The following is a 25,401-nucleotide window of genomic DNA, read 5'->3' as shown; positions in this document are numbered from 1 at the left end:
TTTCAAAGGAAACACTAAAAATAAGTTAACTAAGTCTGACAACAAGCGGGTTTGCCTCTACACAAACCCATTAAACCCCTTTATCTTCGCTGATTACTGATAAATTTGAGTTGCTTTCAGCATGTGGTAGGTAATTATTAACTGGGTGAGTGCTAGAGGATAACTTTGCAGTGTTTCTCCAGTTGTACCAGCAATTTTACCCAGTTCGGGATTACTTTCGCGATCGCAAATACTTCGTAAATGGGGCATATCAGAACAAATAATATGCTCTAACTTATTCACCTGTTCTAAGGTGGCATGACCATCAACTTCTAAAACATCCACAGGTTTACTCATATCTCTGTCTAGCCCCAAGCGGATTGCTGAGTCAGAATTACCATAGCCAGAGTTGATAATCTGGGTAAAATCTGGGTGGGGAATTGTCGGACGTAATACCAGACGGACATTTAGATGTCCATTGATTTCATCATCATTCTCAGCGGGTGGATAAAAACTAATGACTATATCAGACCATTGTCGCTGCGGACGAATAAATTGTGCTGAGTCTGGTTCACGCTTTTCTAGTTCCGCTAGCACCTGTTCAGCAGTGTAGCCGCGCTTTTGGGTGTCTCGCTTGATTTTCCATTTAGCGCGTAGTTCTTCAGGCGGTGCAAGGTAAACTTTTACGTCGTAAGAGTCACGGGCGGCACGAGTAGAATAACCGAGTAATCCCTCAATGATCACAAATTTACTGGGCTTGATATACTGCGGTGCCTCGAATGTGCCAGTTTTATGGCTGTAAACTGGCTTCAGAATTGGCTGTCCTGTACGTAGCAACGATAGGTGTTGCTGCATAACATCTAAGTAATTGCAGTCAGGGTGGAGGGCAGTAATACCAATTTCTGCACGTTGTTGGCGATCGTAACGGTGATAATCATCTGTACAAATGAGCGTGACATTTTCTGGGCCGAGTACTTGAGCGATTCCTCGCGTTAGTGTTGTTTTACCAGCCGCGCTGTCGCCGACAATGCCAAGAATGATTGGACGGCTCATCATAACCTCCCACAATAAAAATAACTTTAGTAATAAAATACCCACAATAGTTTTTATTTTAGAAGGGTTTAAGCAAGTAACTCAAACAAAGACTTGGTATGCAATATCTCTACACATAAAATGTTTGTGCGATGCCTACGGCGGTAAATTACGCTTTTTGCATGATAATTTATAATCTACATGATTGTTAGAGTTATCTGTACGCATAAAAATAGTACAACACGGCGGAAATAAACCACCCATTCAAAATTAATGAAATGCTTACACTGTATTAATTTTGGATTTTTAATTTTGGATTTTTAATTTCGCCTCGCGGTACTAGTCATTCCTTAATAAACCCACTCTCAGCCGCAAATATTCAATTTTGATACAAGCATCCATAACTACATTGAGTCCTGCATCTATAGCTTTTTGTGCTGATAGTTGATGCCAGATACCCAGTTGTGTCTAAACAGTTTTCGCATTAATAGAAATTGCTTCATCTACAATTTCTGGCAAGTACTCAGAACGGCGAAACACGTTAATAATATCCACGGGTTCGGGTAATTCCTGGAGTGCAGCATAACTGGCTTGACCGTCAATTTCTTTAATTAAAGGGTTGATGGCATAGACTGTATAGCCTGTTTGCCTCAAGAATTGGGCGATTTTATAACTGGTGCGTTGGGCGAAGCCCTTGCCGTAGGCATCGCGTTTATCAGAGTGACCTACAATAGCGATGGTTTTTGCTTGGATCAACACCTCACGCAGGGCGTTATTATCTTCTTTAAGGTTTGGCATGATTTAGAATATCCTGAGCGTAGGGGCAGCCCGTCGTAGACATCGCTTTGTTTATCATACTGAGTTGCATTTAAATATAATTTTGGCTTTTAAAAAATCATTTACGAGTAAAAAAGACTCGTCTCCTATTCTCAATGCCCAATTTTATGACAACTAAAACATTAGGAATCGAACAACACCTGTATGATTATTTGCTGTCAGTCTCTCTGCGAGAACCGGAAATTTTAACTCAATTAAGACAGGAAACAGCCGAGTTTCCAATAGGGAGAATGCAAATTGCTCCCGAACAGGGGCAGTTTTTGGCGTTACTGGTGCAGTTGTTGGGAGCGAAGAAAACTTTGGATATTGGGGTATTTACAGGTTATAGTTCCTTGGTGGTGGCATTGGCGTTACCGAGAGACGGTAAGGTGGTAGCCTGTGATATTAGTGAGGAGTTTACAACGATCGCTCGACGCTATTGGCAGGAAGCTGGAGTGAGGGATAAAATTCAACTGCATATTGCCCCAGCGTTGGAGACTTTGGATCGGCTACTGGCAACTGAAGAAGCGGAAACTTTTGATTTTGCTTTCATTGATGCAGATAAGAGTAACTATGATGGTTATTATGAGCGATCGCTGCAATTAGTGCGTCCGGGGGGATTGATTGCCATCGATAATGTCCTCTGGTCAGGTAGGGTTGCTGACCCCCAAGTGCAGGATAATAGAACTAAAAGAATTCGTGCCTTTAATCAAAAGCTGCATCAAGATGAGCGAGTTAGTCTCAGTTTAGTTGCGATCGCAGATGGTTTAACTCTGGCACTCAAGAAGTAATACCATTTTGGATTTTGGATTTTAGATTGAGAATTGCCTTTTGTGTCTGTGTTGTGTGAATCCATCTGTCGCATTCTTTATTCAAATTGGTATAATTTTTTTCAAAGCAGCTTATCTGGCGTAATCGGTAAGTCACGAATCCGCTTACCTGTGGCATGATAAACTGCGTTAGATATGGCAGCAGCTACCCCAACAATCGGAAGTTCCCCTAAGCTTTTGGTTCCTAGTGTATTCACATAAGCATCGTGTTCTTCAACAAATTGCACTTCCATATTGGGAATATCTGCATGAACCGGAATCAGGTAATCTGAAAGGTTAGCACCAACTATTCTGCCCTGATTAGCATCCATTACAGTTTTTTCCATCAGCGCCATCCCGATTCCCCAGGTAATCCCGCCGATAACTTGACTCCGCGCTGTCTTAAAGTTGAGAATTCGTCCAGCACCATAAACGCCTACGCAACGCCTGATTTTGATTTCTCCCAATAACTCATCGACTGCAACTTCGACAAATGTCGCACCAAATGAGTGTTTGGAATATTGTTTGCTTTCTGGGTTGACTGAGGATTCCTCTGTAACTTCTAAACTTTCTAATCCGTGGCGAAGCAGAATATCGGTATAGCTGTCTTGCTTCGATGGATCTTGTTTTAAGAATATTTGCCCTGACTCAACGGTAATATCTTCTGCTTGAGATCCATAAAGCAGAGAATTAGAATCAGCGATCGCCATTTGAATTATTCTATCCCGTGCAGCGATCGCAGCTTTATGCACCGCCGGCGAAACACTAGCAACTGTCATTGAGTTTCCTGTAATTGGGGCTTTTGGAAGATCGCTATCACCTAGTTCAAACTGCACTGGTAAGCCTAATACTTCCGCAGCTACCTGCGTCATCACGGTATAAGTACCATTACCGATATCTTGAGTGCCACTTTGGACTCGCACTTTTCCAGTCGCAAAAATTTCTACCTTGACTGATGCCGTTCCCGAATTGGTGGGAAATGTCGCACTTGCCATTCCCCAACCAATCAGAAAATGACGATCTCGCATGGAACGGGGAATTGGGTTGCGTTGTAACCAACCAAAAATTTCTGCCCCTTTTTGATAACATTCTTTCAGAGATTTACTTGACCAAGGTAATTCTTTATAGGGATCGATATCTGCATGATTTCTCAATCTTAGTTCTATTGGGTCAATATTTAAGGTGTATGCCAGTTCATCCATTGCCGATTCCAGGGCAAACATTCCGGTTGCTTCACCTGGCCCACGCATGAAGGTTGGTGTACCGGCGTTGATGCGTGCTAAACGGTATTTAACCTCCAAGTTGGGACAGGCGTACATCATGGTTGTTGCTGCACCCACTGGTTCTACAAAGTCATCAAAGAGGGAAGTTAAGGATGTGCCAATGTGATTGATCAGGGTTAGTTTACCTTCGCTGGTTGCACCTAATGTTAGTTGCTGCTGAGTTTGCGATCTGTGGCCGCAAGCTGTGTACATTTGTGATCGCGTTAGCACGACTTTCACAGGGCGTTTTACTTGACGAGATGCGATCGCAGCTAAGATTGTATGCGATCGCAGCAGCGCCTTACAACCAAATCCACCGCCTAAATATTTGGAGATGACGCGGACATTTTCTTGAGGAATATTGAGAACAGATGCGATCGCTCTTTGGGTTGCAGAAACGCCTTGAGTGGTTTCATACAATGTCAAATTATCCCTTTCCCACATTGCGATCGTTGCAGAAGGTTCTAAGGGATTATGATGTTCTATTGGTGTGGTATATACTTGCTCCACCAGCACATCTGCCTGGGCTTTCCCCAATTCAACGTCCCCTCTGGTGATTTTACCCGGCATGATGCCAAAAAATATTGATTCGGGTTCAAATATCTCTGCACGTGCCATTGTGAGCGTCGGAATGGCTTCTGTGTAGATAATTTTTATCTTAGAGGCAGCAGTTTGGGCTTGTTCTAAAGTTTCGGCAATTACAATCCCCAAATGTTGACCATCGTAGTAGATATTATGGTCTTTTTCCGTTGTTTGGGGTTGTTGAGGGCCAAAGAAGGGTATTTTTACCAAAGATGGGGTTTGTTGATAAGTTACGACATCGATCACACCAGGGGCGACTGCGGCGGCGGATGTGTCTATTTCGATAATTTTACCGCTAGCGATCGTACTTTGAAAAATCACTCCATAGGTTAAATTCTCTATTGGCACGTCGGCTGTGTAAGGTGCTTCTCCGGTAACTTTCAGCCTACCATCAACGCGATCGAGTGGTTTACCGATAATTTTATTCATAATTTTTCTGCCACAACTGAGAGTGCGCGTACCAAAGCGCGTTTGACTAATTCAATTTTGAATTCATTATGTGTTTGCGGTTTCGCTTCTTTGACGGCTGCTTCGGCTGCGGCTGTAAAGATAGCTTCGTTAATTGCTTTCCCTTTTAATAACTCCTCAGCTTCCCATACACGCCAAGGTTTAGGTGCTACTCCCCCAAAAGCGATGCGTGCTGATTTGATGATATTTTGTTCTATATCTAAGGCAACAGCTACCGAAACGATAGCAAATTCGTAGGAAGCACGATCTCTAACTTTTAAATAATGGGATTTATAGGCAGAATTAGCCACTTCAATGGCAACAATTAATTCTCCAGGCTGTAATAGAGTTTCTTTTTGTGGCGTCTCACCTGGTAAGAGATAAAAATCATGAATTGAAATTCGCCTATTTTTTTCTATCCCTTGGATACAAATCACCGCATCTAATGCCGTTAAGGCTACAGCTAAATCTGAGGGATGAACGGCAATACAATGTTCACTCGCCCCGAAAATAGCGTGCATTCGATTGTAACCTGTAATTGCCGAACAACCGATACCGGGAGTATGTTTATTACAAGGAAAAACCGGATCGCGAAAGTAACCACAGCGGACTCGTTGCAGTAAATTACCGCCCACTGTTGCCATGTTTCGTAGTTGCGGTGAAGCACTTTGTAATAAAGCTTGGCTAATTACTGGATAAAATTCTTGAATTTGGGGATGAAAAGCCACATCACTCATGCGAGAGATTGCACCAATGCGGATTCCATCAGGCTGAAATTGAATATCTGCTAGGGGCAAACTATTAATATCAATTAATATATTCGCTGTTTGGACACCATCTTTCATTAATCCGAGTAAATCTGTGCCACCTGCAATAAATACAGCAGTTTTGTCTTGCTCAACTGTTGCGATCGCTACTTCTTTTGAGGTAACTTTAGCATAACTAAATGGCTGCATTTTCTGTTTCCTCTAGCACATCCAGAATCGCCGCGATAATATTTGGATATGCACCACAACGGCAAAGGTTTCCACTCATTTTTTCTCGAATTTCTTCCTCAGATTTTGGTAATCCTTCCAATATCATCCCTACGGCTGAGACAATTTGACCCGATGTACAGTAGCCACATTGAAAAGCATCATGGGTAATAAAAGCTGTTTGCATCGGATGGAGTTTGCCATCTTGTGCTAATCCCTCAATTGTGGTAATTCTACTACCGATGTGCATTATTGCTAGAGTCATACAAGAGTTGATTCGCCGATTATCAACTAATACAGTACATGCACCACATTCACCGCGATCGCAAGCTTTTTTAGTGCCCATCAAACCCAGCTTTTCGCGTATTGCATCCAGTAAAGTAACACGAGGTTCTAGCTTCAGGGTGTAGGAAACATTATTGATATTCAAAGATAATTCTACTTCCTCTAAACCCAATATTTTCAATTCCTGGGTCAGTGAGTTTGAAGTTATTGGAGCTAAGGAATTTTCTTCCATATTTTATGCAGATAATAATTACATCATTCCTTTTAGATAAATAGTGCTGAGTTCAAAACAAAAATTATTACTCAGTACTGCTTTAGTGGCTATCGTGTTCCAGGAAATTTAGAGTTATTTTTGGTAATATTCCTCTATTGCACGTACACCTTTAAATAATGGCGAATCTAACGGCTTAATCCATGAGCTAGACCAAAGGTTGAGACTCCTGCTGATGGTTCAAGTTTACCATTCGTTGACAACTCATTAGAACACCAATTTCGAGTTGATTCTTAAGGAAGATTGACTAAAAAAGTACCCAAGAGTCAAAATAACGACTGTGGATCTAGCTCAAAATGAGGTTGCAAAGCAACTGTCTTGAGGCTGGATGAAGCGGATGTATTTATGGGATATTCTGACTTCTAATGTAATATATGAACACAAATTTAACTGATAAATTATCCAAACCCATAGTAGCGAAAGTTGCTATTGTCGGTGCTGGGCCAGGTGGTTTAGCTGCTGCTATAGCACTGAGAAGCCAAGGGATAGACGTTCAATTATACGAAAAAGCTCAAGAATTTCGTCCGGCGGGAACTGGACTCGGACTTGCCCCCAATGGCTTGAGTTGCCTAGATGCAATCGCGCCGGGAATTGTCGAAGCCCTCAAAAGTTCAGGATGCGAAGTTCACCACACGGTTTTAAAGAATATTCAAGGAGAAACAATCCGAACTAACGCAACTAAATATTTAGAGCAATACGGACAACCATTGTTGACTATTTGGTGGTATCGTCTACAGCGAGTCTTAGCATCAAGATTACCATCTGACATCATTCACCTCAATCATCGCTGCATCGGTTTTGAGCAAGATGAAAACGGTGTGGAAATTCATTTTGACGGTGAAAAATCAGTATATGCAGATTTGCTGATTGGGGCTGATGGCGTCAACTCTGTCGTCCGAGAAATTTTATTTGGCGAAGGTAAGCCTAATTATATCGGTAGTATGTGTTGGCGTGCCGTCATCAAGTATCGCCACGAGCTATTTAATGACTATGAACTAGTTTTTGTCAAAGGCAATAAACAGTTTATGTATCTTCTTAATGTGGGTGGCGGCTATACCAGTTGGATTAGTCGAAAATTCTCGCCTGAATACTCCCTTTCTCACAGTGCCGATGAGGTGAAGTCTCGTATTCTCCATGAATTAGCGGACTGGGATGAATCCTTTCGAGCGGTGGTAGAAGCGACACCAGCCGAGCAAATTTGGGAAGGGCCGATTTGCGATCGCTCACCGTTAAGTCGCTGGAGTCAAGGCAGAGTCACACTCTTAGGCGATGCCGCCCATCCAATGGCACCTGCTATGGGACAAGGAGCCAATACCACTTTTGAAGATGCATACCAACTGCGAGAGTGTTTTGCTGATTCAGCGAATCTCCAAGCAGCTCTGACTAGCTATGAACAGTGTCGCATCGAGCGCACGAAAATCATCCAAGCTCGTAGTGCCTTAGGCGAGATGCGGTACTACGACACTAACTTAGCGTCATCTACAGGGCAGACGCAAGAGCGGCAAATGAGTCTTAATGATGATTTTCACAAATGGGTGTATGATTTCAAGCCCTCTGTAAAAAGTTAAATTTTAATGTGGCATCAGTAATTAAAAAGCTTGGGAATTGTTTTGTATTGTTGAAAAAATTGCGGATTAACTGCTTTACCTGTAGCTACAGAAATGATTGAAGTTGTCTGACCATTACGTACTTCAATCACTACTGGGCCTCTAGCATCTGGGATACAAAAGCAACCGTTGCTAAACGTATAGCGATAGTTAGAAATATTTGCCTGTTCCCACAAACGGCGATTAAATCTTAATTGTCTTGAATTCAAGTTATTATTCTTTTGACCTTGTGCTTTCTCTACGGTAGTTTCGGACATGACTGGTAGGTTCATACCCAGAGATAGCAATAGTGTTGCACTAATAATGATAGGTAAATGCATATCAATCCATTAAATTTTAAAAACTACAATAATTCTAGTATATTAATTAATTTTTTTGTTTAAATAAATTTTATATTTTGATTAAAATTCTTTCGTTTATAACTGAATCTCTATCTTTTCAAAATACCCATCCCTAGTCAAATCTTCAAGAAATACATTAGGAACTTTGGTAAAATCTTTATTAATTACGCGTAACGACAATTGCCACCTTAGCCAGAGTGAGGTAGTAATTGTAGGCTGAACAATACAGTTCAGAATGAGCAATAAAACTTTAATGTAACGTGAGTTCGACAAGTCTTATTTGACCTCTCCCCCAACCCCTCTCCGACACGGAGAGGGGAGGAAAAAGCTGAATTTTTCGTTGCTCCTCCCTCTCCGAAACGGAAAGGGAGGTTGGGAGGGAGAGGTTCATCGAACTCACGTTAATGTAGAGACGCGATAAATCGCGTCTTCAAAGACCAATTATCCTTAACCCAAGCGTATTAGTAGGCTGCATCATCGAAATCAAGTAAATTCACGTTACAGAAGTAAACTTGAGTTTTTCAAAGATTTCAATGAGCAACTGTCAGTGATTCTGTAAATAAACCTTTGCAGAAAATTAAAATCTTTCCACACCTTGAAATTGTTTGAGTGCCGATGCATTTGCAGCTTCACCACAAGTTCGTGGTGTGGGGAATATCTTTTCAGGATTTGCTAACCCTTTAGGATTAAAAACTTGCCGTACCCATTGCATAGTTTCTAAATCAACTTGGCTAAACATCTGTGGCATATAGCACTTTTTCTCTTCACCGATGCCATGTTCACCAGAAATACTACCACCAACTTTGACGCAAAGTTTAAGAATTTTCCCACCCATTTCTTCTACTTGTTCTAATGCCCCAGACACAGAATTATCATAAAGAATTAGCGGATGAAGATTGCCATCGCCAGCATGAAACACATTAGCAACACGATAACCGTATTGTTTACTTAATGCCTCAATCTCATGTAAAACATAAGGCAACTGAGTCCGAGGAATTACACCATCTTGTACATAATAATCAGGGCTTAAATGCCCAGCCGCCGCAAAAGCTGCTTTGCGTCCTTTCCATAATTTCAATCGGGTTTCTGGGTCAGTAGCAGAAGTGACATTCCGCGCCCCATTCTTTTTACAAATTTCAGTAACTCGCTGCTTATTACCTGCAACTTCTACTTCTAAACCGTCAATTTCTATTAGTAAAATAGCAGTAGCATCGCGAGGATAACAATTAGTTGCAACAACATCTTCAACTGCATTGATGCTGAAGTTATCCATCATTTCCATACCACCAGGAATAATTCCAGCGCTGATGATGTCAGAAACAGTTGCCCCAGCAGCTTCAATGCTAGTAAAATCTGCCAACAGCACACAAATTGATTCTGCACTTTTGAGAATTCGCAAAGTAATTTCTGTAGCAATCCCTAAAGTGCCTTCAGAACCAACAAAAACACCGGTTAAATCATAACCAGGCATTTCTGGGATTTCTCCGCCTAAATCAATAATTTCCCCTTCCGGCGTAACAATTTTTAATCCCAAAACATGGTTAGTGGTGACGCCATATTTGAGACAATGCACGCCACCAGAATTTTCGGCAATGTTGCCCCCAATAGAGCAGATAATTTGACTAGAAGGGTCAGGTGCGTAGTAAAATCCAGCACCACTAACGGCTTGTGTTACCCAACTATTAATCACCCCTGGTTGTACAACTGTCCGTTGATTTTCCAAGTCAATACTGATGATTTGCCGCATTAACGAAGTGACAATTAAAACAGAGTCTTTCACTGGTAAAGCACCACCAGATAGACCAGTGCCAGAGCCGCGGGCGATGAAGGGTATAGAATATTGATTGCATATCTTCACCACTTGGGCAACTTGTTCTGTAGTTCTGGGTAACACCACCACAGCGGGACTTTGGCGATAGCCAGTTAAACCATCGCATTCATAGGTAATGAGTTCTTCGCGGCGTTGCACCACACCATTTTTGCCAAGGGCAGCCTCAAATGCTTTGAGAATGGGTTTCCAGTTGCGTTGTTTTTTATCTTGAGCAAGCATAATTTCTTAAAGTTCAAGGTAGATGTTGCAGGCTGGTTAATATAGCTGTAATTACTATTGTTGCAAGAATAGCAGTCAAGGGTGAGTAAAAGCGATCGCATAATTTGAGTACGGAAGGTGCGATGTCTCTTAACAAGTGCGTTGAATGATGGTAAAATCCGATATTCTGTGAATTGTGGGATTAAAGTAATATAAAGTAACACATTTAACAGGAGAGGGTGAAATGACTTACCAAGTTTTAGATTCCACCTCAAAATTAATTGCAAAGCTGCAAACCCTAGCACCCGAACAGCAACAAGAGGTGCTAGATTTTGTAGAGTTTTTAGTACAAAAATATGCTCAACCCCAACAACCACCTCAGAAACGGGTACTAGGTTTAAATCAAGGTAAGATTTGGATAAGTGATGATTTTAATGACCCTTTACCTGATGAATTTTGGTTAGGTGAAAGTGAGGAATGAAACTGTTAAACGATGCCATCATCAAATCACCCTTTATAGGCTTACCACATAAAATCTCCCATCACATCAATATAGCGTTCATCCTCATCAACCTTGACCCTTGCCATACCATTGGAAAAGCTGTCAGCTTCATTAAACTGTGGCTGGATAAACACTTGCCCTTTCTTGTCGATATAGCCCCACTTGGAACCAACTTTAATCCGTGCCACTCCTTCGGAAAAATTATCTGCTTCATCAAAATGGGGTTCGGTGACTACCCGTCCTTTCTTGTCGATGTAGCCCCATTTGTCATTAATTTTGACTGCTGCCAGCCCATCAGAAAAGCTATAAGCCCTGTCAAACTGCAAGGGAATGACAATTTCCCCTGAATGGTCAATGTAGCCAGATTTATCACCAACTTGGATAGGTGCTACTCTATCAGCAAAGTTTCCAGCCCAATCAAACTGGAGAGGAATAACCATCTTCTTGTTCTTGTCGATATAGTCCCACTTGGAACCAACTTTGACCCGTGCTAGCCCTTCAGAAAAGCTATCTGCTTTATCAAACCAGAATTGGATAACTTCACCCCCTGTCTGGTTGATGTAACCCCACTTGTCATTAATTTTGACTGCTGCTAGCCCTTCGGAAAAGTTACGAGCATAATCAAACTTGGGTTCTATAACTTCCAGTCTTTTCTGGTCTTTGTAGCCCCACTTGTTGTCTATCTGAAATAGTTCTAAGTTGTTATTCATTAAGCTTTTTTACCTGATAATTTCTCTGGTGTTATATTAAGATATAAAGTGGATTTTGACATATATTCAATCGAAACGAGGTTGTGAATACAAGTAGACGATCTGTAATCGCACCCTTTCATCCTTAATCAATTAACCTAGAAATAACGCTCTTAAGTACTGGATAAAATCATGGTTCAGGAAGTTCTAATCAATGATGATGATTACTATGTGCCAGATGCCAACCAGCTAATCACTGAAGATGATACACCTGTGGACAATTTTGCATCTGCTAAACATCAACGCCTTTTAGTGAGTTCTCTTTACAGTTCTCTACAAAACCAGACTTTTTTAGCTGAAGCTAATGTGGGTATTTATTACACAGACCTTCAGCCTCCCATTGTACCTGATGTTTTTCTCAGCTTAGATGTGCAAGTTCCTGAAAAATGGTGGGAAAAACAAAATCGTTGTTATATGGTTTGGCGTTTTGGCAAACCTCCCGAAGTTGTCCTCGAAATTGTCTCTAATAAAGAAGGTGATGAACTGGGCAAAAAACTGAAAATTTATGAACACATGCGGGCTAGTTATTACATCGTATATGACCCAAATCAGCAATTATCAGAAAAAATCCTGCATGTTTATGAACTAAGGGGAACACGCTACTTTGAAACTTCAGAAACTTGGTTAGAACAAGTTGGTTTAGGTATAACTCTATGGGAAGGTAAATTTGAAGATAGACAAGATACTTGGTTACGCTGGTGCTACCAAGATGGTAATATTTTATCGACTGGAGATGAACGCGCCGAACAAGCAGGACAACGCACCCAATTACTAGCAGATAGGCTACGGGCTATGGGGGTAGATCCCGACACTCTATAAGACAATGGTTGTAAAGACGCAAAGTTTTTTTGCGTCTTTGTTTGCATAAGCCAAAAATTATTATGAGCTTGTACAAGTTATAAACTCATTTATACGCAGCCAAACCTTCTCTAATAAATCAGAATCATCGGCATCAAACCATTGAATTTGCGGATATGCTCGAAACCAAGTACGTTGTCGCTTGGCAAATTGTCGCGTATGCAAAACTATTAATTCTTTCGCTTCATCCAAGGAAATGTCCCCAGCCAAATATTGCTTAATTTCTTGATAGCCCAAAGTATTCAACAAAGACAAATCAGCGCCATATTTTTGACAAAGATTCTCCACCTCTTTAACCAAACCATTTGCTATCATTTGCTTAGTTCGCTGTTGAATACGAGCGCCTAACTTATCAACATCGCAATCTAAACCAATTTGCAAAATCGGATAATTCGGTGGATTCTCCCCTTGCTGTTCTGAAATTGGATATCCGGTTACATAAAATACCTCTAATGCTCGTAAAGTCCGTACTGAATCATTGCCATGAATTTTTTGTGCCGCAGCTGGATCAACTTGTTGTAACATAGCGTAGAGTTGTGGTTGACCTAGAGATTCAAGCTGCGATCGCAATTCAATTTGTGGTGCAACTCTAGGAATTTTCATCCCTTGGACAATGGAACGGATATATAACCCAGTACCACCAACTAGCAAAAGTGGTGTAACATCAACAGATGCAATTAAGGCTTGTGTTTGTTCCTGATAGTCTGCTACCGTCATCGTGTCTGTTGGATCGCAGATATCTATTAGATAGTGCGGCACTGATTTTTGTTCAGCCGCAGTTGGTTTCGCCGTCCCAATATCAAACTCACGGTAAACTTGACGAGAATCGGCACTGAGAATTACAGAACCAAACCGCATCGCCAAAGCCAAAGCCAAACTCGACTTACCCGTTGCCGTCGCCCCACAAATCACAATTAATTTAGTCATTAGTCATTAGTCATTGGTCATTAGTTTTCTTTCTTTGCTCCTTTGCCCCTATCGCACGGTAGTGCAACCCTAGTATAAACTTCTCTTGAAAATGCCCTACAGACGCTAGCAAGGCTTTTGTGTTACAATTTTGGAGTGTTTTTGCTTTTATTTACTTTTAGGCGAGTTTAACCCCACGCATCAGGAGAGTTTACATGACGAGCAGTTACAGTGCCGATCAGATTCAAGTTCTGGAAGGTCTGGAAGCCGTCCGCAAAAGACCAGGAATGTACATCGGTACCACTGGGCCGCGAGGACTCCACCATTTAGTTTACGAGGTGGTGGACAATTCAATCGATGAGGCTTTGGCGGGTCATTGCACTCATATAGAGGTGGATATCAACGCTGATGGTTCTGTGACTGTAACAGATGATGGTCGCGGTATTCCCGTTGATACTCACTCGCGCACCGGAAAATCAGCTTTGGAAACCGTGATGACGGTACTACACGCTGGTGGTAAGTTTGGCGGCGGTGGCTATAAGGTTTCTGGAGGATTACACGGGGTTGGTATTTCTGTTGTTAATGCCCTATCTGAGGTTGTAGAAGTTACAGTTTGGCGAGATAAAAAGGTTCATCTCCAACGCTATGAACGCGGTATCCCAGTTAGCGAACTGCAAACAAAGGCTTACAAAGAAGCTAGAACCGGAACTTCTGTTACTTTTAAGCCAGATACCCAAATCTTTACAACTAGCATTGAGTTTGATTACATTACTTTATCAGGTCGCCTACGGGAATTAGCGTATTTGAATGCGGGTGTCAAAATTACCTTTACTGACCACCGTCTGGAACTACTAAAAAGTGACGCACCCAAGGTAGAAACCTACAATTACAAGGGTGGCATTAAAGAATATATCGCGTACATGAACCGCGAAAAGCAACCTCTACATGAAGAAATTATCTATGTACAGGGGGAACGCAATAATGTACAGGTTGAAGTTTCATTGCAATGGTGTACTGATGCTTATACGGATAATGTACTAGGTTTTGCTAATAATATTCGCACGGTGGATGGTGGTACGCACTTAGAAGGGTTAAAGGCGGTTCTAACTCGGACATTAAATGCGATCGCACGTAAGCGCAATAAAATTAAAGAGAATGAAACTAACCTCAGTGGCGAACACGTCCGAGAAGGTTTGACTGCGGTAATTTCCGTTAAAGTACCAGATCCAGAATTTGAAGGACAAACCAAAACCAAACTCGGTAATACTGAAGTACGGGGAATTGTTGATTCTTTGGTAGGAGAAGTCCTCACTGAGTATCTAGAGTTTCATCCTGCTATAGCCGACTCAATTTTAGATAAAGCTATCCAAGCTTTCAAAGCCGCAGAAGCAGCGCGTCATGCGCGGGAATTAGTTCGGCGCAAATCAGTACTAGAATCTTCGCCATTACCTGGTAAATTGGCTGATTGTAGTTCTCGTGACCCTAGCGAATCTGAGATATTCATCGTGGAAGGGGATTCAGCAGGTGGGAGTGCCAAACAAGGACGCGATCGCCGCACTCAAGCAATCTTGCCTCTACGTGGTAAAATTCTTAACATTGAAAAAACTGATGACGCTAAAATCTATAAAAATAACGAAGTTCAATCGTTAATTACAGCACTCGGTTTAGGTGTCAAAGGTGATGAATTCGATTCCACTCAACTGCGCTATCACCGCATAGTCATTATGACTGACGCTGACGTAGATGGAGCGCACATTCGGACTTTGCTGTTAACATTCTTCTATCGATATCAACGGGCACTCATCGAACAAGGCTTTATTTATATTGCTTGTCCCCCACTATTTAAAGTAGAACGGGGACGTAATCATGAGTATTGCTATAGCGATCGCGAAAAAAATCAAGCGATCGCCAAATTTCCGGCTAACGCCAACTATACCATCCAACGCTTCAAAGGTTTGGGTGAAATGATGCCCCAACAACTCTGGGACACCACTATGAACCCAGAAACTCGTAAAATGAAGCAAGTCGAAATTGAGGATGCCGCCGAAGCCGATCGCATCTTCACAATTTTAATGGGCGATCGGGTCGCACCCAGACGAGAATTCATCGAAACCTATGGTTCTAAGCTCAACTTCACCGATCTAGATATCTAATACCAGCATTCCTAAATCATTCGTCAAAAACAAGATCCCCGACTTCTTTGAGAATTCGGGGATCTGTCGCATTGAAGTGATGCCCCTTGCTCTGCTTTACCGAAATAACTCTTTTTCGTTAGGTGTAGGTTTGAAAGCCACCCTAACTTTAAACTAGACGCTAACAATTAAAAAAAATTTAGGTTAAGTTATCACACAATTAGTAGTATTTTGGCACTACATAACTACAAAAATTCTAAATCTCCGTTAGATAAATACACATAGCTTGCATATTGTCAATTTTTCCAAAAAATTAATGTTTTAGCGCTAGCAAAATTACCAACTTCGTTAGAAGCCTGAGTCTAGACAATACTCTTTGCTCTGACTCACTGATTAATTTCGCCTAAACTAGAAACACGTTTGTTATGACCCCAGAAAATAACTGGATATCGTCTATCAAACAGCAATTAATAAGTATTTTGAGGATTTCTCATCATAAGATGACAGAAACTCACCGAAATAAAAGTATTTAAATTTACAATTAAGTTACGTAAAAAAGCTTTGTAACTAAAATCATCAAGTAATCTTCTGGGTTCTGTATGATGGCTGTGGGAAGTACACACCAGAAGTCTGAAAACTTGTTAATATCTTCATGTATAGTCATGGCGATCGCGATTGTATCGTATGTATCTAATGTACTTTTGCCTAAGATAGGACTATATTGGCGAATTCGCAGGACAAAATGTTTTTGAATTGATTAAAATATCCTTGTATATAATAAGAAGAGTTTGTCAACTTTCATAGGGCTGAAATCGCCACAGTGCGCTAACGTGTGAATAAGGCCGAATTAGTGAAACCTAAATTGATCTCCAATCGGGTCGATTCTCTCACCGCCTTAACTCCTCAGTTAAGGTAGTTAGTACGCAGAAGGTTAACTGCTTTCAGGCAAGCACTACCACCGTTGTTGTATTTACCCAAGGTCAAGACCCACTTGAGTCTAAGGAATGCGTAATTTATGAAGGAAATGTAAAAATGGGTAGGTTAAGATCAATAGTCTGAGTTAACATAAAATGCACTCTTCCTCAGTAATTAATGTTGTGTAAAATACATGAAATTCGGCAAAAGCAAACGTACTTACTTCGTAATGTCATAAGAACGTCACTGCAATTCCGAAAAGTGGAAAAAAAATTTCAGGGTATTAATCCCGTTTTTAATGTCTTTTTGGTGAAAGTGGCTAACAGTTGCTTAATGAATTCATGATTAATACACAAAAAGAGTGCAATTTCTGTGAAACAGGCTACAATCGGAAGAGTCTTTATAGGAAAATCTGCCAACAGTCTGAACTCATTTGTATAGAGTGGCAAATTTTTTGAAAAAGGCAAGTTCTTATTTGACCAGCTAGTTGAAAGCAATATGTGATAGCAACACATATAACATTTACGAAAGTGAGCAAGTCACTTTTAGTAATTGCTGAAACTAAAGTAAAAACCCTCCTACCAAAGGAGTAAAACGTCCGAAAATATCTCTGGCAAATCTGCCATAAGCTTATTTTTGGTTGACAATTGGCTCGTTTAAAAGAGCAGTAAACACATCTTGAGTAATTGATTCTGCAAGGAGCATGAGGAACGCGGCATGAACCAGGCTAACAACGTACTCGAAAGCATATATCAGCCTGACCTAGAAATAATAAATCAGCCTGAGCTCGAGTTAGAAGAACTCTTAATAGACGATGAAGAGGACTTGCTGATCATCGATGAAGGTGACGAGGAATTTTTAGAGCCTCAGTCTGATGAGGACGACGCAAAGTCTGGAAAAGCCGCTAAATCGCGTCGTCGGACACAAAGCAAGAAAAAGCATTACACAGAAGATTCAATTCGGCTTTACTTGCAAGAAATTGGTAGAATTCGTCTGTTGCGGGCAGACGAAGAAATTGAATTGGCGCGGAAAATAGCCGATTTACTGGAATTAGAGAGGGTACGCGAAAGACTTTGTGAACAGTTAGATCGCGATCCTCGAGATAGTGAATGGGCAGAAGCAGTACAACTGCCACTACCAGCCTTTCGTTATCGCCTCCATGTTGGTCGTCGGGCGAAAGACAAGATGGTGCAATCTAACCTCCGTCTTGTAGTTTCAATTGCTAAGAAATACATGAATCGTGGTTTGTCGTTCCAGGACTTAATTCAGGAAGGCAGTCTCGGTTTGATTCGTGCCGCTGAAAAGTTTGACCACGAAAAAGGTTATAAGTTCTCCACTTATGCTACATGGTGGATTCGTCAAGCAATTACCCGTGCGATCGCAGACCAATCCCGCACAATTCGTCTTCCAGTTCACCTTTACGAAACCATTTCTCGGATTAAGAAAACCACCAAGTTACTATCTCAAGAGATGGGTCGCAAACCTACTGAAGAAGAAATCGCCACTCGCATGGAAATGACCATTGAGAAGTTGCGGTTCATTGCAAAATCTGCTCAGTTACCAATTTCATTAGAAACGCCTATTGGTAAAGAAGAAGATTCTCGATTGGGCGATTTTATTGAATCTGATGGTGAGACACCAGAAGACCAAGTTTCCAAAAATCTTCTGCGCGAAGACCTTGAAAAAGTCCTCGACAGTCTCAGCCCACGTGAACGCGATGTTCTCAGACTACGTTACGGCTTGGATGATGGTCGCATGAAAACCCTTGAGGAAATCGGCCAGATTTTTAACGTCACCCGCGAACGGATTCGTCAAATTGAGGCAAAAGCACTTCGCAAATTGCGTCATCCAAATCGCAACAGCGTTCTCAAGGAATATATTCGGTAGTCAATCAGTCATTGGTCATTATCCTTAAACAAATGATAAATGGCAACTGACAAATGACAAAAAATAAAAAGCCTGGTAGTGAATTAGCACTCCAGGTTTTTTTATTTATAGGTCATCTTAAATATTAAAACTTATAGGATGCCCCAAAAATGTAGGAAACCTTGACCAGAAAAAAGCTCAACCAAAACGGCTGCTGAAAAGCCAATCATTGCCAAGCGACCGTTCCAGATTTCTGCTTGCGGGGTAAAACCCCAGCGCCAAGCGTTGCGATCTTCAATTATGGGAGTAGTGACTTTTGTTGTGGTTGCATTTGTCATGGTTAGGACTCCAAACTTAATTTTTAAGGTTTATTGCCTTATGTAAACTAATATAACAAATATTTTGAGAAAGACAACATTTTTTATACTTTTGTCTTCATAGCTTGACATAGATAGAAATATCTATTTATACAGATTAAAATATTTGCCTCCAGTGAGATTTACTGAGGTAGAAAAAACGTTATCTAGATTTATACGGTCATAGAGAATCTTAAGCTTATTGACAGTAATTATCAAATGATTCTTTTGTATTGCTTGATTTTCACTAGAGTTTATTATTTGAAATTAAAAATTATTGATAATTAATGGAGATATTGCAATCGAAAATACTGACCAGAACCCCGACTTCTTCAAGAAATCGGGGTTGATACTGTTCGCTTAAGGCAAGAGACGCGATGAATCGCCGTCTCTACAATAATCAGTCTGTCGGAAACTGGGAACGAGATCAGCCCTACATACAGCACTTACGGCAGCTATGAGGTACATTCTCAAAGCTGAAAGCTATGCTAAGAGAGGGACAAGGAGAAAATTGTATTGCATAATAGCGGGAAGCGCTGTAATTTACGATCGCACTTCGGCAACAATAATAATTTTTTCATCGCGGTTGAGTTGGAGAATGCTTTCACCTTTGACATCTCTACCTAAGAGCGGCACTGTTTCCATAGGTATCCGTACGACCCGCTCCTTATTCGTCACTAAAGCTACCTCGCCAGATGCAATCGCCATGACCATACCAGCTAAGTTATCAGTTTTGCTAGCAAATTTCAGCGCTTGCGTGCCTAAATCGCCGCGATTAGCCGCTCTCAACTGACTCGCAGCCATCCGCTTGGCATATCCTTCTTGAGTAACTAGCAGCAGTTGGTCATCTTTACCCACAGTCACACAGCCAACCATTTGCTGATTTTTCAGTAACCGAAATGCTTGTAAACCCATTGCGGTGCGTCCCATAATCGGCAATTGTTCATCATTGACTGCAAAGCGCAACATTCGCCCACCGGAACTAGCTAAAATCAGATGCTCCCCTGGAGCGTTGAACTGGGTAAATGATAATTCATCATCGTCTTTGAGCTTCAAAATCGTAATTCCGCGCCGAGTCAGATTAGTAAATTCTTCCAGAGACAGACGCTTAATTCTTCCCTGTTTTGTTAGAAGAATCATCTGCTTAGTTACGAGATTTTCTGGCAGCAAAAAGCGGCTGACTACAGCTTCTTGAGCGCCTTGAGCAGTACTACTGAGCATAGTGATCAAAGGTTTTCCCCGTGGAGAACGCCCAGTAGTTGGGGGAATTTCTCCCACATTCACCGGATACACTTTGCCGCCACCAGTTAGTATTAGCAAGTCTTTCCCGGTGTCGGTCAACACAGCTTGGATAATGAAATCATTATCGTGCAGACCATTTTCAGCTTTTGACTTTCTCCCAGATGGTTGAGTGCGGCGGACATAACCCCGTTGGGTAAATTCTAAAATCGCTTCTTCTACTGGTTCAGAAGATTTAAGTTCCTCTTCCTCATCTGCTCTAGACTTCTGCTCCTCTGCCCTAGACTTCTGCTCCTCTCCAATTTTCGTCCGTCGGGGATCGTTGTACTTGCGCTTGAGCGATCGCAAATCTTTTTTCAGCGCCTTGAGTAATTCGCGGCGATCGTTGAGTAATTGCTCCAACAAGCTAATTTGTCCACTGATCTGCTCAAATTCTTGCTGCAAATTTTGCTGTTCTAAACTAGTGAGGCGGCGCAACGGCATCGCTAGAATTGCATCTCCTTGTACCTCACTCAAATCCAGTTGGCTACAAAGAGTAATTTTTGCCGTACTGCCATCGGGAGCTTGCCGCAAAATTTGAATTACCTCATCCAAATTAGATAGCGCTTTCAGCAAACCTTCCACCAAATGCACGCGACTTTGGGCTTTACCCAACTCGTAATTGTAGCGACGGTTCAGCGTCTCTTCTCGGAATCTCAAAAACTCCTGCAAGAGTTGACGCAAACTTAATTGCCGGGGTTGTCCATCCACTATTGCTAGGAGAATTGCCCCAAAAGTCATTTGTAAAGCAGTTTGGTGATATAAATGTTGGAGAATTTCTTGGGGATTGGTATCGCGTTTGAGTTCAATTACCACCCGCATCCCTTCGCGATCGCTCTCGTCCCGGAGATCGGAAATTCCTTGCAAGCGTCCTTGATTTACTAAGTCCGCTACCTTCTCAATCCAGGCAGCCTTATTCACTTGATAAGGCAATTCTGTAATGATAATTGCCGTCCGTCGCTTGCTTCCCCTCGCGGCGGGAATTTCCTCTAGAGTTGCGACTCCTCGCAGCAGAATTCCACCTTTACCTGTGGTGTATGCTTCCCGAATTCCCGCCTCACCAATTATTTCTCCACCAGTGGGAAAATCTGGCCCTGGAATTAACTCAAATAATTTTTCATCTGGCAAATCTGGGTTGTCGATTAAAGCAATTAACCCATCGACAACTTCCCCCAAATTGTGGGGTGGTACATTTGTCGCCATTCCCACGGCAATCCCAGAACAGCCATTAAGCAACAGAAACGGCAACTGAGCAGGTAACACCGTTGGTTCTTGCTGGGAATTATCGAAGTTCCCGACAAATTCCACAGTTTCTTCCCCAATTTCTGTCAGCATTCCCTCATGGCTGATAGGTGCGAGGCGGGTTTCTGTATAGCGCATCGCTGCTGGCGGGTCATTATCGACACTGCCAAAGTTACCGTGTCCTGCTAGCAAGGGATAGCGGCTAGAAAAGTCCTGCACCAGCCTGACTAAAGCATCGTAAACTGATTGGTCGCCGTGGGGATGGTATTTACCCAACACATCACCCACTACACGGGCACATTTTCGATAGGGTCTATCTGGTACTAAACCGAGTTCGTGCATTGCATACAAAATGCGGCGATGCACTGGTTTTAAGCCATCACGCACGTCTGGTAGCGCTCGCCCGACAATCACGCTCATGGCATATTCTAGATAAGACCGCTGCATCTCGGTATGCAGGGCTGTTGGAATTACCTGTCCCGTTGAGAGAAGGTTTAACTGTTTTGCCATGAGTTTTTTCCCTGAAATTTAACTACACAAAAGCCGATGGAACTCAACACTGCGGCAACCACAGCATAACGGATGAAATAGGATTCATAACAAAATTTTGATAGTCACAGAAAAAAAGCAGTAGTATCATCCTTGATGACAACGATGCAATTGACTATTAAAAAGGATGCACACGAGTATAATCTACATAAACTTAGTAGCCATGATATTTACAATGATTGCATTTGTTAATTTTGAATTCTGGAATTCTTGAATCTCCTCACCTCTATAACTAAAATTCTCATGAAAACTGTTTTAATTGTTGAAGACGATCTAATTAATGCTCGTGTTTTTTCCAAAATTTTGTCCAAGCGTGGCGGCTTGGGTGTGAAACACACTGAAAATGTCGAAGAAGTCATAAAAATTGCCCAATCAGGAGAAGCCGACCTGATTTTGATGGATGTTTCTCTGTCCAGAAGTGTTTACCAAGGTAAGTCTGTTGATGGAATCAAGATTACACAGATGTTAAAATCAGATCCTAAAACAGCAAATTTACCTGTGATTTTGGTAACGGCACATGCTATGGAAGGCGATCGCGAGAACTTTCTCAAGCAAAGCGGTGCTGATGGCTACATTTCTAAGCCAGTTGTTGACCATCAACTGTTTGTTGACCAAATAATTGCACTTCTACCCACAGACTAACACTGAGAATTAACGACTTATTTCAGGAATACTCGCCCGCAAATGTTTTTGGGCGATTAGTTCCTGTATTTATCTAGTATAGATGTACTACGAAAAGGTACTATTAGGCAAGTGGTAAGGACGAGTGTTGAGTAATGAGTGCTGAGTAATGAGTTTGGAGTTAGAAGTTTGGAATTAACAGTTAAATATTTGAACTCGTAAACTCAGCACTCAACACTCATTACTCATTACTCATTACTCAAAACTACCTATTGAGTAGGCTGTTTTCTAGGCGTAGGCGCTGATGATGAGTTTTCTCTTTGCTGTAGGGCTGCTTGAATACGGGGTAATTCTAGGAATTTTTTCGTATCAGACAGGAGGCGATCGCCCCAAAGATTTTCTTTGAGGAAATTCAAATTAGCATAGCGCGAATCGATACGGAGTGCAGCTTCTCCCAAGGTTAGCCCTTGTTGGCGATCGCCTTTCGTATAGAGTGCCACTGCCAAGGCTAATAAAGGTTCTGCGGCTTGTTTCTCAAGAGTTACAGCCGATTGCCATCGCTTAATCGCTTCGGGGATATTACCCTGCTCATAGTTGATTAAGCCAATATTGTTAAGCGCTGGCCAGAATTTTTTATCTTGAGAGACAGCTTTATCGTACTGGGCGATCGCATCTGGTAATCGACCCAGCAAATAGTAAGCATTACCCAAATCAAATAAACCCTCTGGATCGTTGGGTTTTAACTTCAAACCATCTTGGTAATTGACAATAGCAGCTTGGTAATTTTTCTGCTGAAAATTAGCTGAACCCAAGGCAAACAAAATATCACCATTTTTGGGATTGATAGATTGTGCTTTTTTTAGACTAGCGATCGCCCCGTCAAACTCTTTAGTTTGCAGTTGCAATCCACCTAACAGCAACCACACCTTATCATTCCCCGGAGCCAGTTGACTAGCCAGCCGCGCTCGTGGCAAAGCTAATTCTACCTGTTGAAACTGAGCTAGTTGAGCCGCCTCTTGTGCCAGGCTCAACCCCTGCTTCTCTAACTTTGTCGCATCTAGTTGCAGTGTATGGGGTATTAATGCCTGCGCGTTAGCGGCTTTTGGCATACTCCACAAACTACAGATCATTAGAAAAGAAATCAAACGTACATGTTTAGGCACACTACCGCCTTTAAGCCACTAATCAAAGAATCTTTCAGCTAGCTTAAACGATCTGTGCTGTTGACGGTAGCAAAATCTTACAAAGAAAGGCAGAGGACAGGAGGAAAGAAGTATTAACAGAAACTTTAGTGGTTCTTGACATCCTGATAACAAAAGCAATATATTAATAAGTAATCACTTACTTATTTATGGCTCGTATACCCAGAATTACCAATCAGCAAATCATAGAAGCAGCTCGTCAAATTTTCCTACAGCAAGGATTTGGTGCTTCAACCTTAGAAATTGCTCAACAAGCTGGTATTTCTGAAGCTTCAATTTTCAAGCGATTCTCAACGAAAGAAAAATTATTTTTTGCGGCGATGGGAATTCCAGAAAAACCCCTGTGGGTAAACGAGTTGGAATCTCTTTGTGGCAAAGGCAACCTCAAAGAAAACCTCATCAAGGTCTGTCTCCAGATTATGGAATTCCATCGTGAAGTGCTGCCTCGAAGCATGATGGTGCGATCGCGCGGAAATGTGCTCCCAGAACTTGGAGGTAAAGAACCAAAACCCATAAAAGATGTCAAAGTACTAGCTGCTTTCCTAGAGCGTGAGATCAACCAAAATCGGCTTCGCCCTTGCGATCCCCAGACAGTAGCTCATATCTTACTAGGATCGCTGATGAACTACGTTTTCGTAGAGCAGATATCGTCTCAAGTCAGTATACCAACTACCGAATTCCCATTAAATTCTGGAGAGCGGGCCACAGATGTATCAACATTTGTCCAGAGTCTTGTAGATATTGTCTGGCAAGGAATTGCACCAAGCCAGGATTAAATAGGGAGCGGAGAGTGAGGGAGTAGGGGAAGCAGGGTAAAAAGAACTATTGATTATTAACTATTCCCCATTCCCAATTCCTATTAAAAAAACTTATGACTTTGGTCATACACCAGTTTGGAATTACTAATGACTTTGGTCATATATCGGTTTAAAGCTTTTGAGCAATAATTGTATGTATGAAATTATACGAAGGGGTAAACATTAGACATCTTGATGCCAAAACAAAAGCAACTGTCTAAATTGATGAATTTGAACCTAAGCATAATCGAACTTTAATCTAAATAAGGAGTCAATTCTATGTTAAAACCAAACCGTTTATCGATAGTCTTAGCTGCTGCTACCCTGCTCGTTGTCCCCACTCTGTTGACTGCACCTGCAAATGCCGAGACGAAAGTCGACATTGTTGCTCAAAACGATCAAGATCACAACGGCAGATCCAACTATAGAGAAAACAGAAATCCTGGAGACAGGAATAATTGGAATCGTGATGGTAGATCCAATGCTGGAGAAGTCAGAAACTCTAGAGATCGGGATAATTGGAACCGCGATGGTAGATCCAATGCTGGAGAAGTCAGAAACTCTAGAGATCGGGATAATTGGAACCGCGATGGTAGATCCAATGCTGGAGAAGTCAGAAACTCTAGAGATCGGGATAATTGGAACCGCGATGGTAGATCCAATGCTGGAGAAGTTAGAAACCCTAGAGATCGGGATAATTGGAACCGCGACAACCAATTCAATAACAGAGTAGTCAGACTTGGCAATGGTGACATCAGATATCCCAATGGGCAAATTATTCCTGCTAGATCCATAGCCAGGCTACGTAATCAAGGTTACTTCAGACTTCCCAACGGAGATATTCTCCTTCCTAATCAGGAAATTGTTCCTGCTGGGAGATTAGTTAGAGTGCGTGATGATTATTTCAGACTTCCTAGTGGATTGGTACTGCAAATAAACCTTTAAAACACTAAAAACTCAAAATTATTGTCAGTATAGGGCTACCAGGCTATAT

Annotated in this window: 21 protein-coding genes; 9 read left to right on the top strand and 12 right to left on the bottom strand. The window is 41.7% G+C overall.

Features of this window, described 5'->3' with window-relative positions; all coding sequences use genetic code 11:
* Positions 1-93 precede the first annotated feature (93 nt).
* Together HWQ39_RS17870 and HWQ39_RS17865 are read right to left on the bottom strand one after the other, a co-directional pair.
* Positions 94-1,032 (bottom strand): phosphoribulokinase, encoded by a 939-nt coding sequence (locus tag HWQ39_RS17870; protein ID WP_292847850.1) that lies wholly within the window; start codon positions 1,030-1,032, stop codon positions 94-96.
* Between the two features lie 447 nt (positions 1,033-1,479).
* A complete protein-coding gene (locus tag HWQ39_RS17865; protein WP_366932282.1) occupies positions 1,480-1,809 on the bottom strand; it encodes a CoA-binding protein in 330 nt (109 codons plus the stop codon).
* A gap of 146 nt (positions 1,810-1,955) precedes the next feature.
* Between HWQ39_RS17865 and HWQ39_RS17860 the strand changes: the two genes are divergently transcribed.
* Entirely contained in the window at positions 1,956-2,618 is a 663-nt protein-coding gene (locus HWQ39_RS17860) for a class I SAM-dependent methyltransferase (protein WP_292847760.1), read from the top strand.
* Between the two features lie 101 nt (positions 2,619-2,719).
* Here the strand turns inward: HWQ39_RS17860 and HWQ39_RS17855 are convergent, their stop codons facing one another.
* From HWQ39_RS17855 to HWQ39_RS17845, 3 genes are read right to left on the bottom strand one after another with little or no spacing between them, the layout of a single operon-like run.
* A complete protein-coding gene (locus tag HWQ39_RS17855; protein WP_292847757.1) occupies positions 2,720-4,909 on the bottom strand; it encodes a xanthine dehydrogenase family protein molybdopterin-binding subunit in 2,190 nt (729 codons plus the stop codon).
* On the bottom strand, positions 4,906-5,883 hold the full coding sequence (locus tag HWQ39_RS17850; protein ID WP_292847754.1) for a xanthine dehydrogenase family protein subunit M: 978 nt from the start codon (positions 5,881-5,883) through the stop codon (positions 4,906-4,908). Before HWQ39_RS17850 ends, HWQ39_RS17855 begins: the two co-directional genes overlap by 4 nt.
* Positions 5,870-6,418: a (2Fe-2S)-binding protein gene (locus HWQ39_RS17845; protein ID WP_292847751.1), complete on the bottom strand. Its 549-nt coding sequence runs from the start codon at positions 6,416-6,418 to the stop codon at positions 5,870-5,872. The genes HWQ39_RS17850 and HWQ39_RS17845 overlap by 14 nt, the downstream gene beginning before the upstream one ends.
* A gap of 413 nt (positions 6,419-6,831) precedes the next feature.
* On the opposite strand from HWQ39_RS17845, the gene HWQ39_RS17840 reads away from it, so the two are divergent.
* Positions 6,832-8,025 (top strand): FAD-dependent monooxygenase, encoded by a 1,194-nt coding sequence (locus HWQ39_RS17840; RefSeq protein WP_292847748.1) that lies wholly within the window; start codon positions 6,832-6,834, stop codon positions 8,023-8,025.
* Between the two features lie 14 nt (positions 8,026-8,039).
* Here the strand turns inward: HWQ39_RS17840 and HWQ39_RS17835 are convergent, their stop codons facing one another.
* Positions 8,040-8,384 carry a DUF6174 domain-containing protein gene (locus HWQ39_RS17835; RefSeq protein WP_292847745.1) on the bottom strand — a complete coding sequence of 115 codons (345 nt, stop codon included), beginning with the start codon at positions 8,382-8,384 and terminating at the stop codon, positions 8,040-8,042.
* A gap of 598 nt (positions 8,385-8,982) precedes the next feature.
* Complete coding sequence (gene glcD, locus HWQ39_RS17830; RefSeq protein WP_292847742.1) at positions 8,983-10,455, bottom strand: glycolate oxidase subunit GlcD; 1,473 nt, start codon at positions 10,453-10,455, stop codon at positions 8,983-8,985.
* A 223-nt stretch (positions 10,456-10,678) separates the two neighbouring features.
* Between glcD and HWQ39_RS17825 the strand changes: the two genes are divergently transcribed.
* Complete coding sequence (locus HWQ39_RS17825) at positions 10,679-10,915, top strand: DUF2281 domain-containing protein (protein WP_292847739.1); 237 nt, start codon at positions 10,679-10,681, stop codon at positions 10,913-10,915.
* A gap of 41 nt (positions 10,916-10,956) precedes the next feature.
* On the opposite strand, the gene HWQ39_RS17820 is transcribed toward HWQ39_RS17825, so the two are convergent.
* Entirely contained in the window at positions 10,957-11,646 is a 690-nt protein-coding gene (locus HWQ39_RS17820; protein WP_292847736.1) for a WG repeat-containing protein, read from the bottom strand.
* Between the two features lie 171 nt (positions 11,647-11,817).
* On the opposite strand from HWQ39_RS17820, the gene HWQ39_RS17815 reads away from it, so the two are divergent.
* The gene (locus HWQ39_RS17815; protein ID WP_292847733.1) at positions 11,818-12,504 is read left to right on the top strand and encodes a Uma2 family endonuclease; all 687 of its coding nucleotides are present in this window, start codon (positions 11,818-11,820) and stop codon (positions 12,502-12,504) included.
* A gap of 60 nt (positions 12,505-12,564) precedes the next feature.
* Here HWQ39_RS17815 and miaA read toward each other — a convergent pair whose 3' ends face one another.
* Entirely contained in the window at positions 12,565-13,470 is a 906-nt protein-coding gene (gene miaA / locus HWQ39_RS17810; RefSeq protein WP_292847730.1) for a tRNA (adenosine(37)-N6)-dimethylallyltransferase MiaA, read from the bottom strand.
* 194 nt (positions 13,471-13,664) lie between these two features.
* Between miaA and gyrB the strand changes: the two genes are divergently transcribed.
* On the top strand, positions 13,665-15,602 hold the full coding sequence (gene gyrB, locus HWQ39_RS17805) for a DNA topoisomerase (ATP-hydrolyzing) subunit B (protein ID WP_292847727.1): 1,938 nt from the start codon (positions 13,665-13,667) through the stop codon (positions 15,600-15,602).
* A gap of 1,611 nt (positions 15,603-17,213) precedes the next feature.
* A complete protein-coding gene (gene rpoD, locus HWQ39_RS17800; RefSeq protein ID WP_069073375.1) occupies positions 17,214-18,383 on the top strand; it encodes an RNA polymerase sigma factor RpoD in 1,170 nt (389 codons plus the stop codon).
* 131 nt (positions 18,384-18,514) lie between these two features.
* Here rpoD and HWQ39_RS17795 read toward each other — a convergent pair whose 3' ends face one another.
* Together HWQ39_RS17795 and gyrA are read right to left on the bottom strand one after the other, a co-directional pair.
* On the bottom strand, positions 18,515-18,700 hold the full coding sequence (locus HWQ39_RS17795) for a chlorophyll a/b-binding protein (RefSeq protein WP_292847724.1): 186 nt from the start codon (positions 18,698-18,700) through the stop codon (positions 18,515-18,517).
* Between the two features lie 561 nt (positions 18,701-19,261).
* Positions 19,262-21,748 carry a DNA gyrase subunit A gene (gyrA, locus tag HWQ39_RS17790; protein WP_292847721.1) on the bottom strand — a complete coding sequence of 829 codons (2,487 nt, stop codon included), beginning with the start codon at positions 21,746-21,748 and terminating at the stop codon, positions 19,262-19,264.
* A gap of 282 nt (positions 21,749-22,030) precedes the next feature.
* Here gyrA and HWQ39_RS17785 point away from each other — a divergent pair, with 282 nt between their 5' ends.
* The gene (locus tag HWQ39_RS17785; RefSeq protein ID WP_292847718.1) at positions 22,031-22,429 is read left to right on the top strand and encodes a response regulator; all 399 of its coding nucleotides are present in this window, start codon (positions 22,031-22,033) and stop codon (positions 22,427-22,429) included.
* A gap of 248 nt (positions 22,430-22,677) precedes the next feature.
* Here the strand turns inward: HWQ39_RS17785 and HWQ39_RS17780 are convergent, their stop codons facing one another.
* Complete coding sequence (locus HWQ39_RS17780) at positions 22,678-23,571, bottom strand: tetratricopeptide repeat protein (RefSeq protein ID WP_292847715.1); 894 nt, start codon at positions 23,569-23,571, stop codon at positions 22,678-22,680.
* Positions 23,572-23,759: 188 nt separating this feature from the next.
* Between HWQ39_RS17780 and HWQ39_RS17775 the strand changes: the two genes are divergently transcribed.
* Positions 23,760-24,386, top strand: coding sequence for a TetR/AcrR family transcriptional regulator (locus HWQ39_RS17775; RefSeq protein WP_292847712.1), 627 nt, complete (start codon positions 23,760-23,762; stop codon positions 24,384-24,386).
* A gap of 300 nt (positions 24,387-24,686) precedes the next feature.
* The gene (locus HWQ39_RS17770) at positions 24,687-25,352 is read left to right on the top strand and encodes a hypothetical protein (RefSeq protein ID WP_292847709.1); all 666 of its coding nucleotides are present in this window, start codon (positions 24,687-24,689) and stop codon (positions 25,350-25,352) included.
* Positions 25,353-25,401 lie beyond the last annotated feature (49 nt).

This window comes from Nostoc sp. NMS8, assembly GCF_017115045.1.
GTDB lineage: Bacteria > Cyanobacteriota > Cyanobacteriia > Cyanobacteriales > Nostocaceae > Nostoc.
Note: the sequence above shows the minus strand (reverse complement) of the source record. Positions and strands in the feature narration are given on the sequence as shown.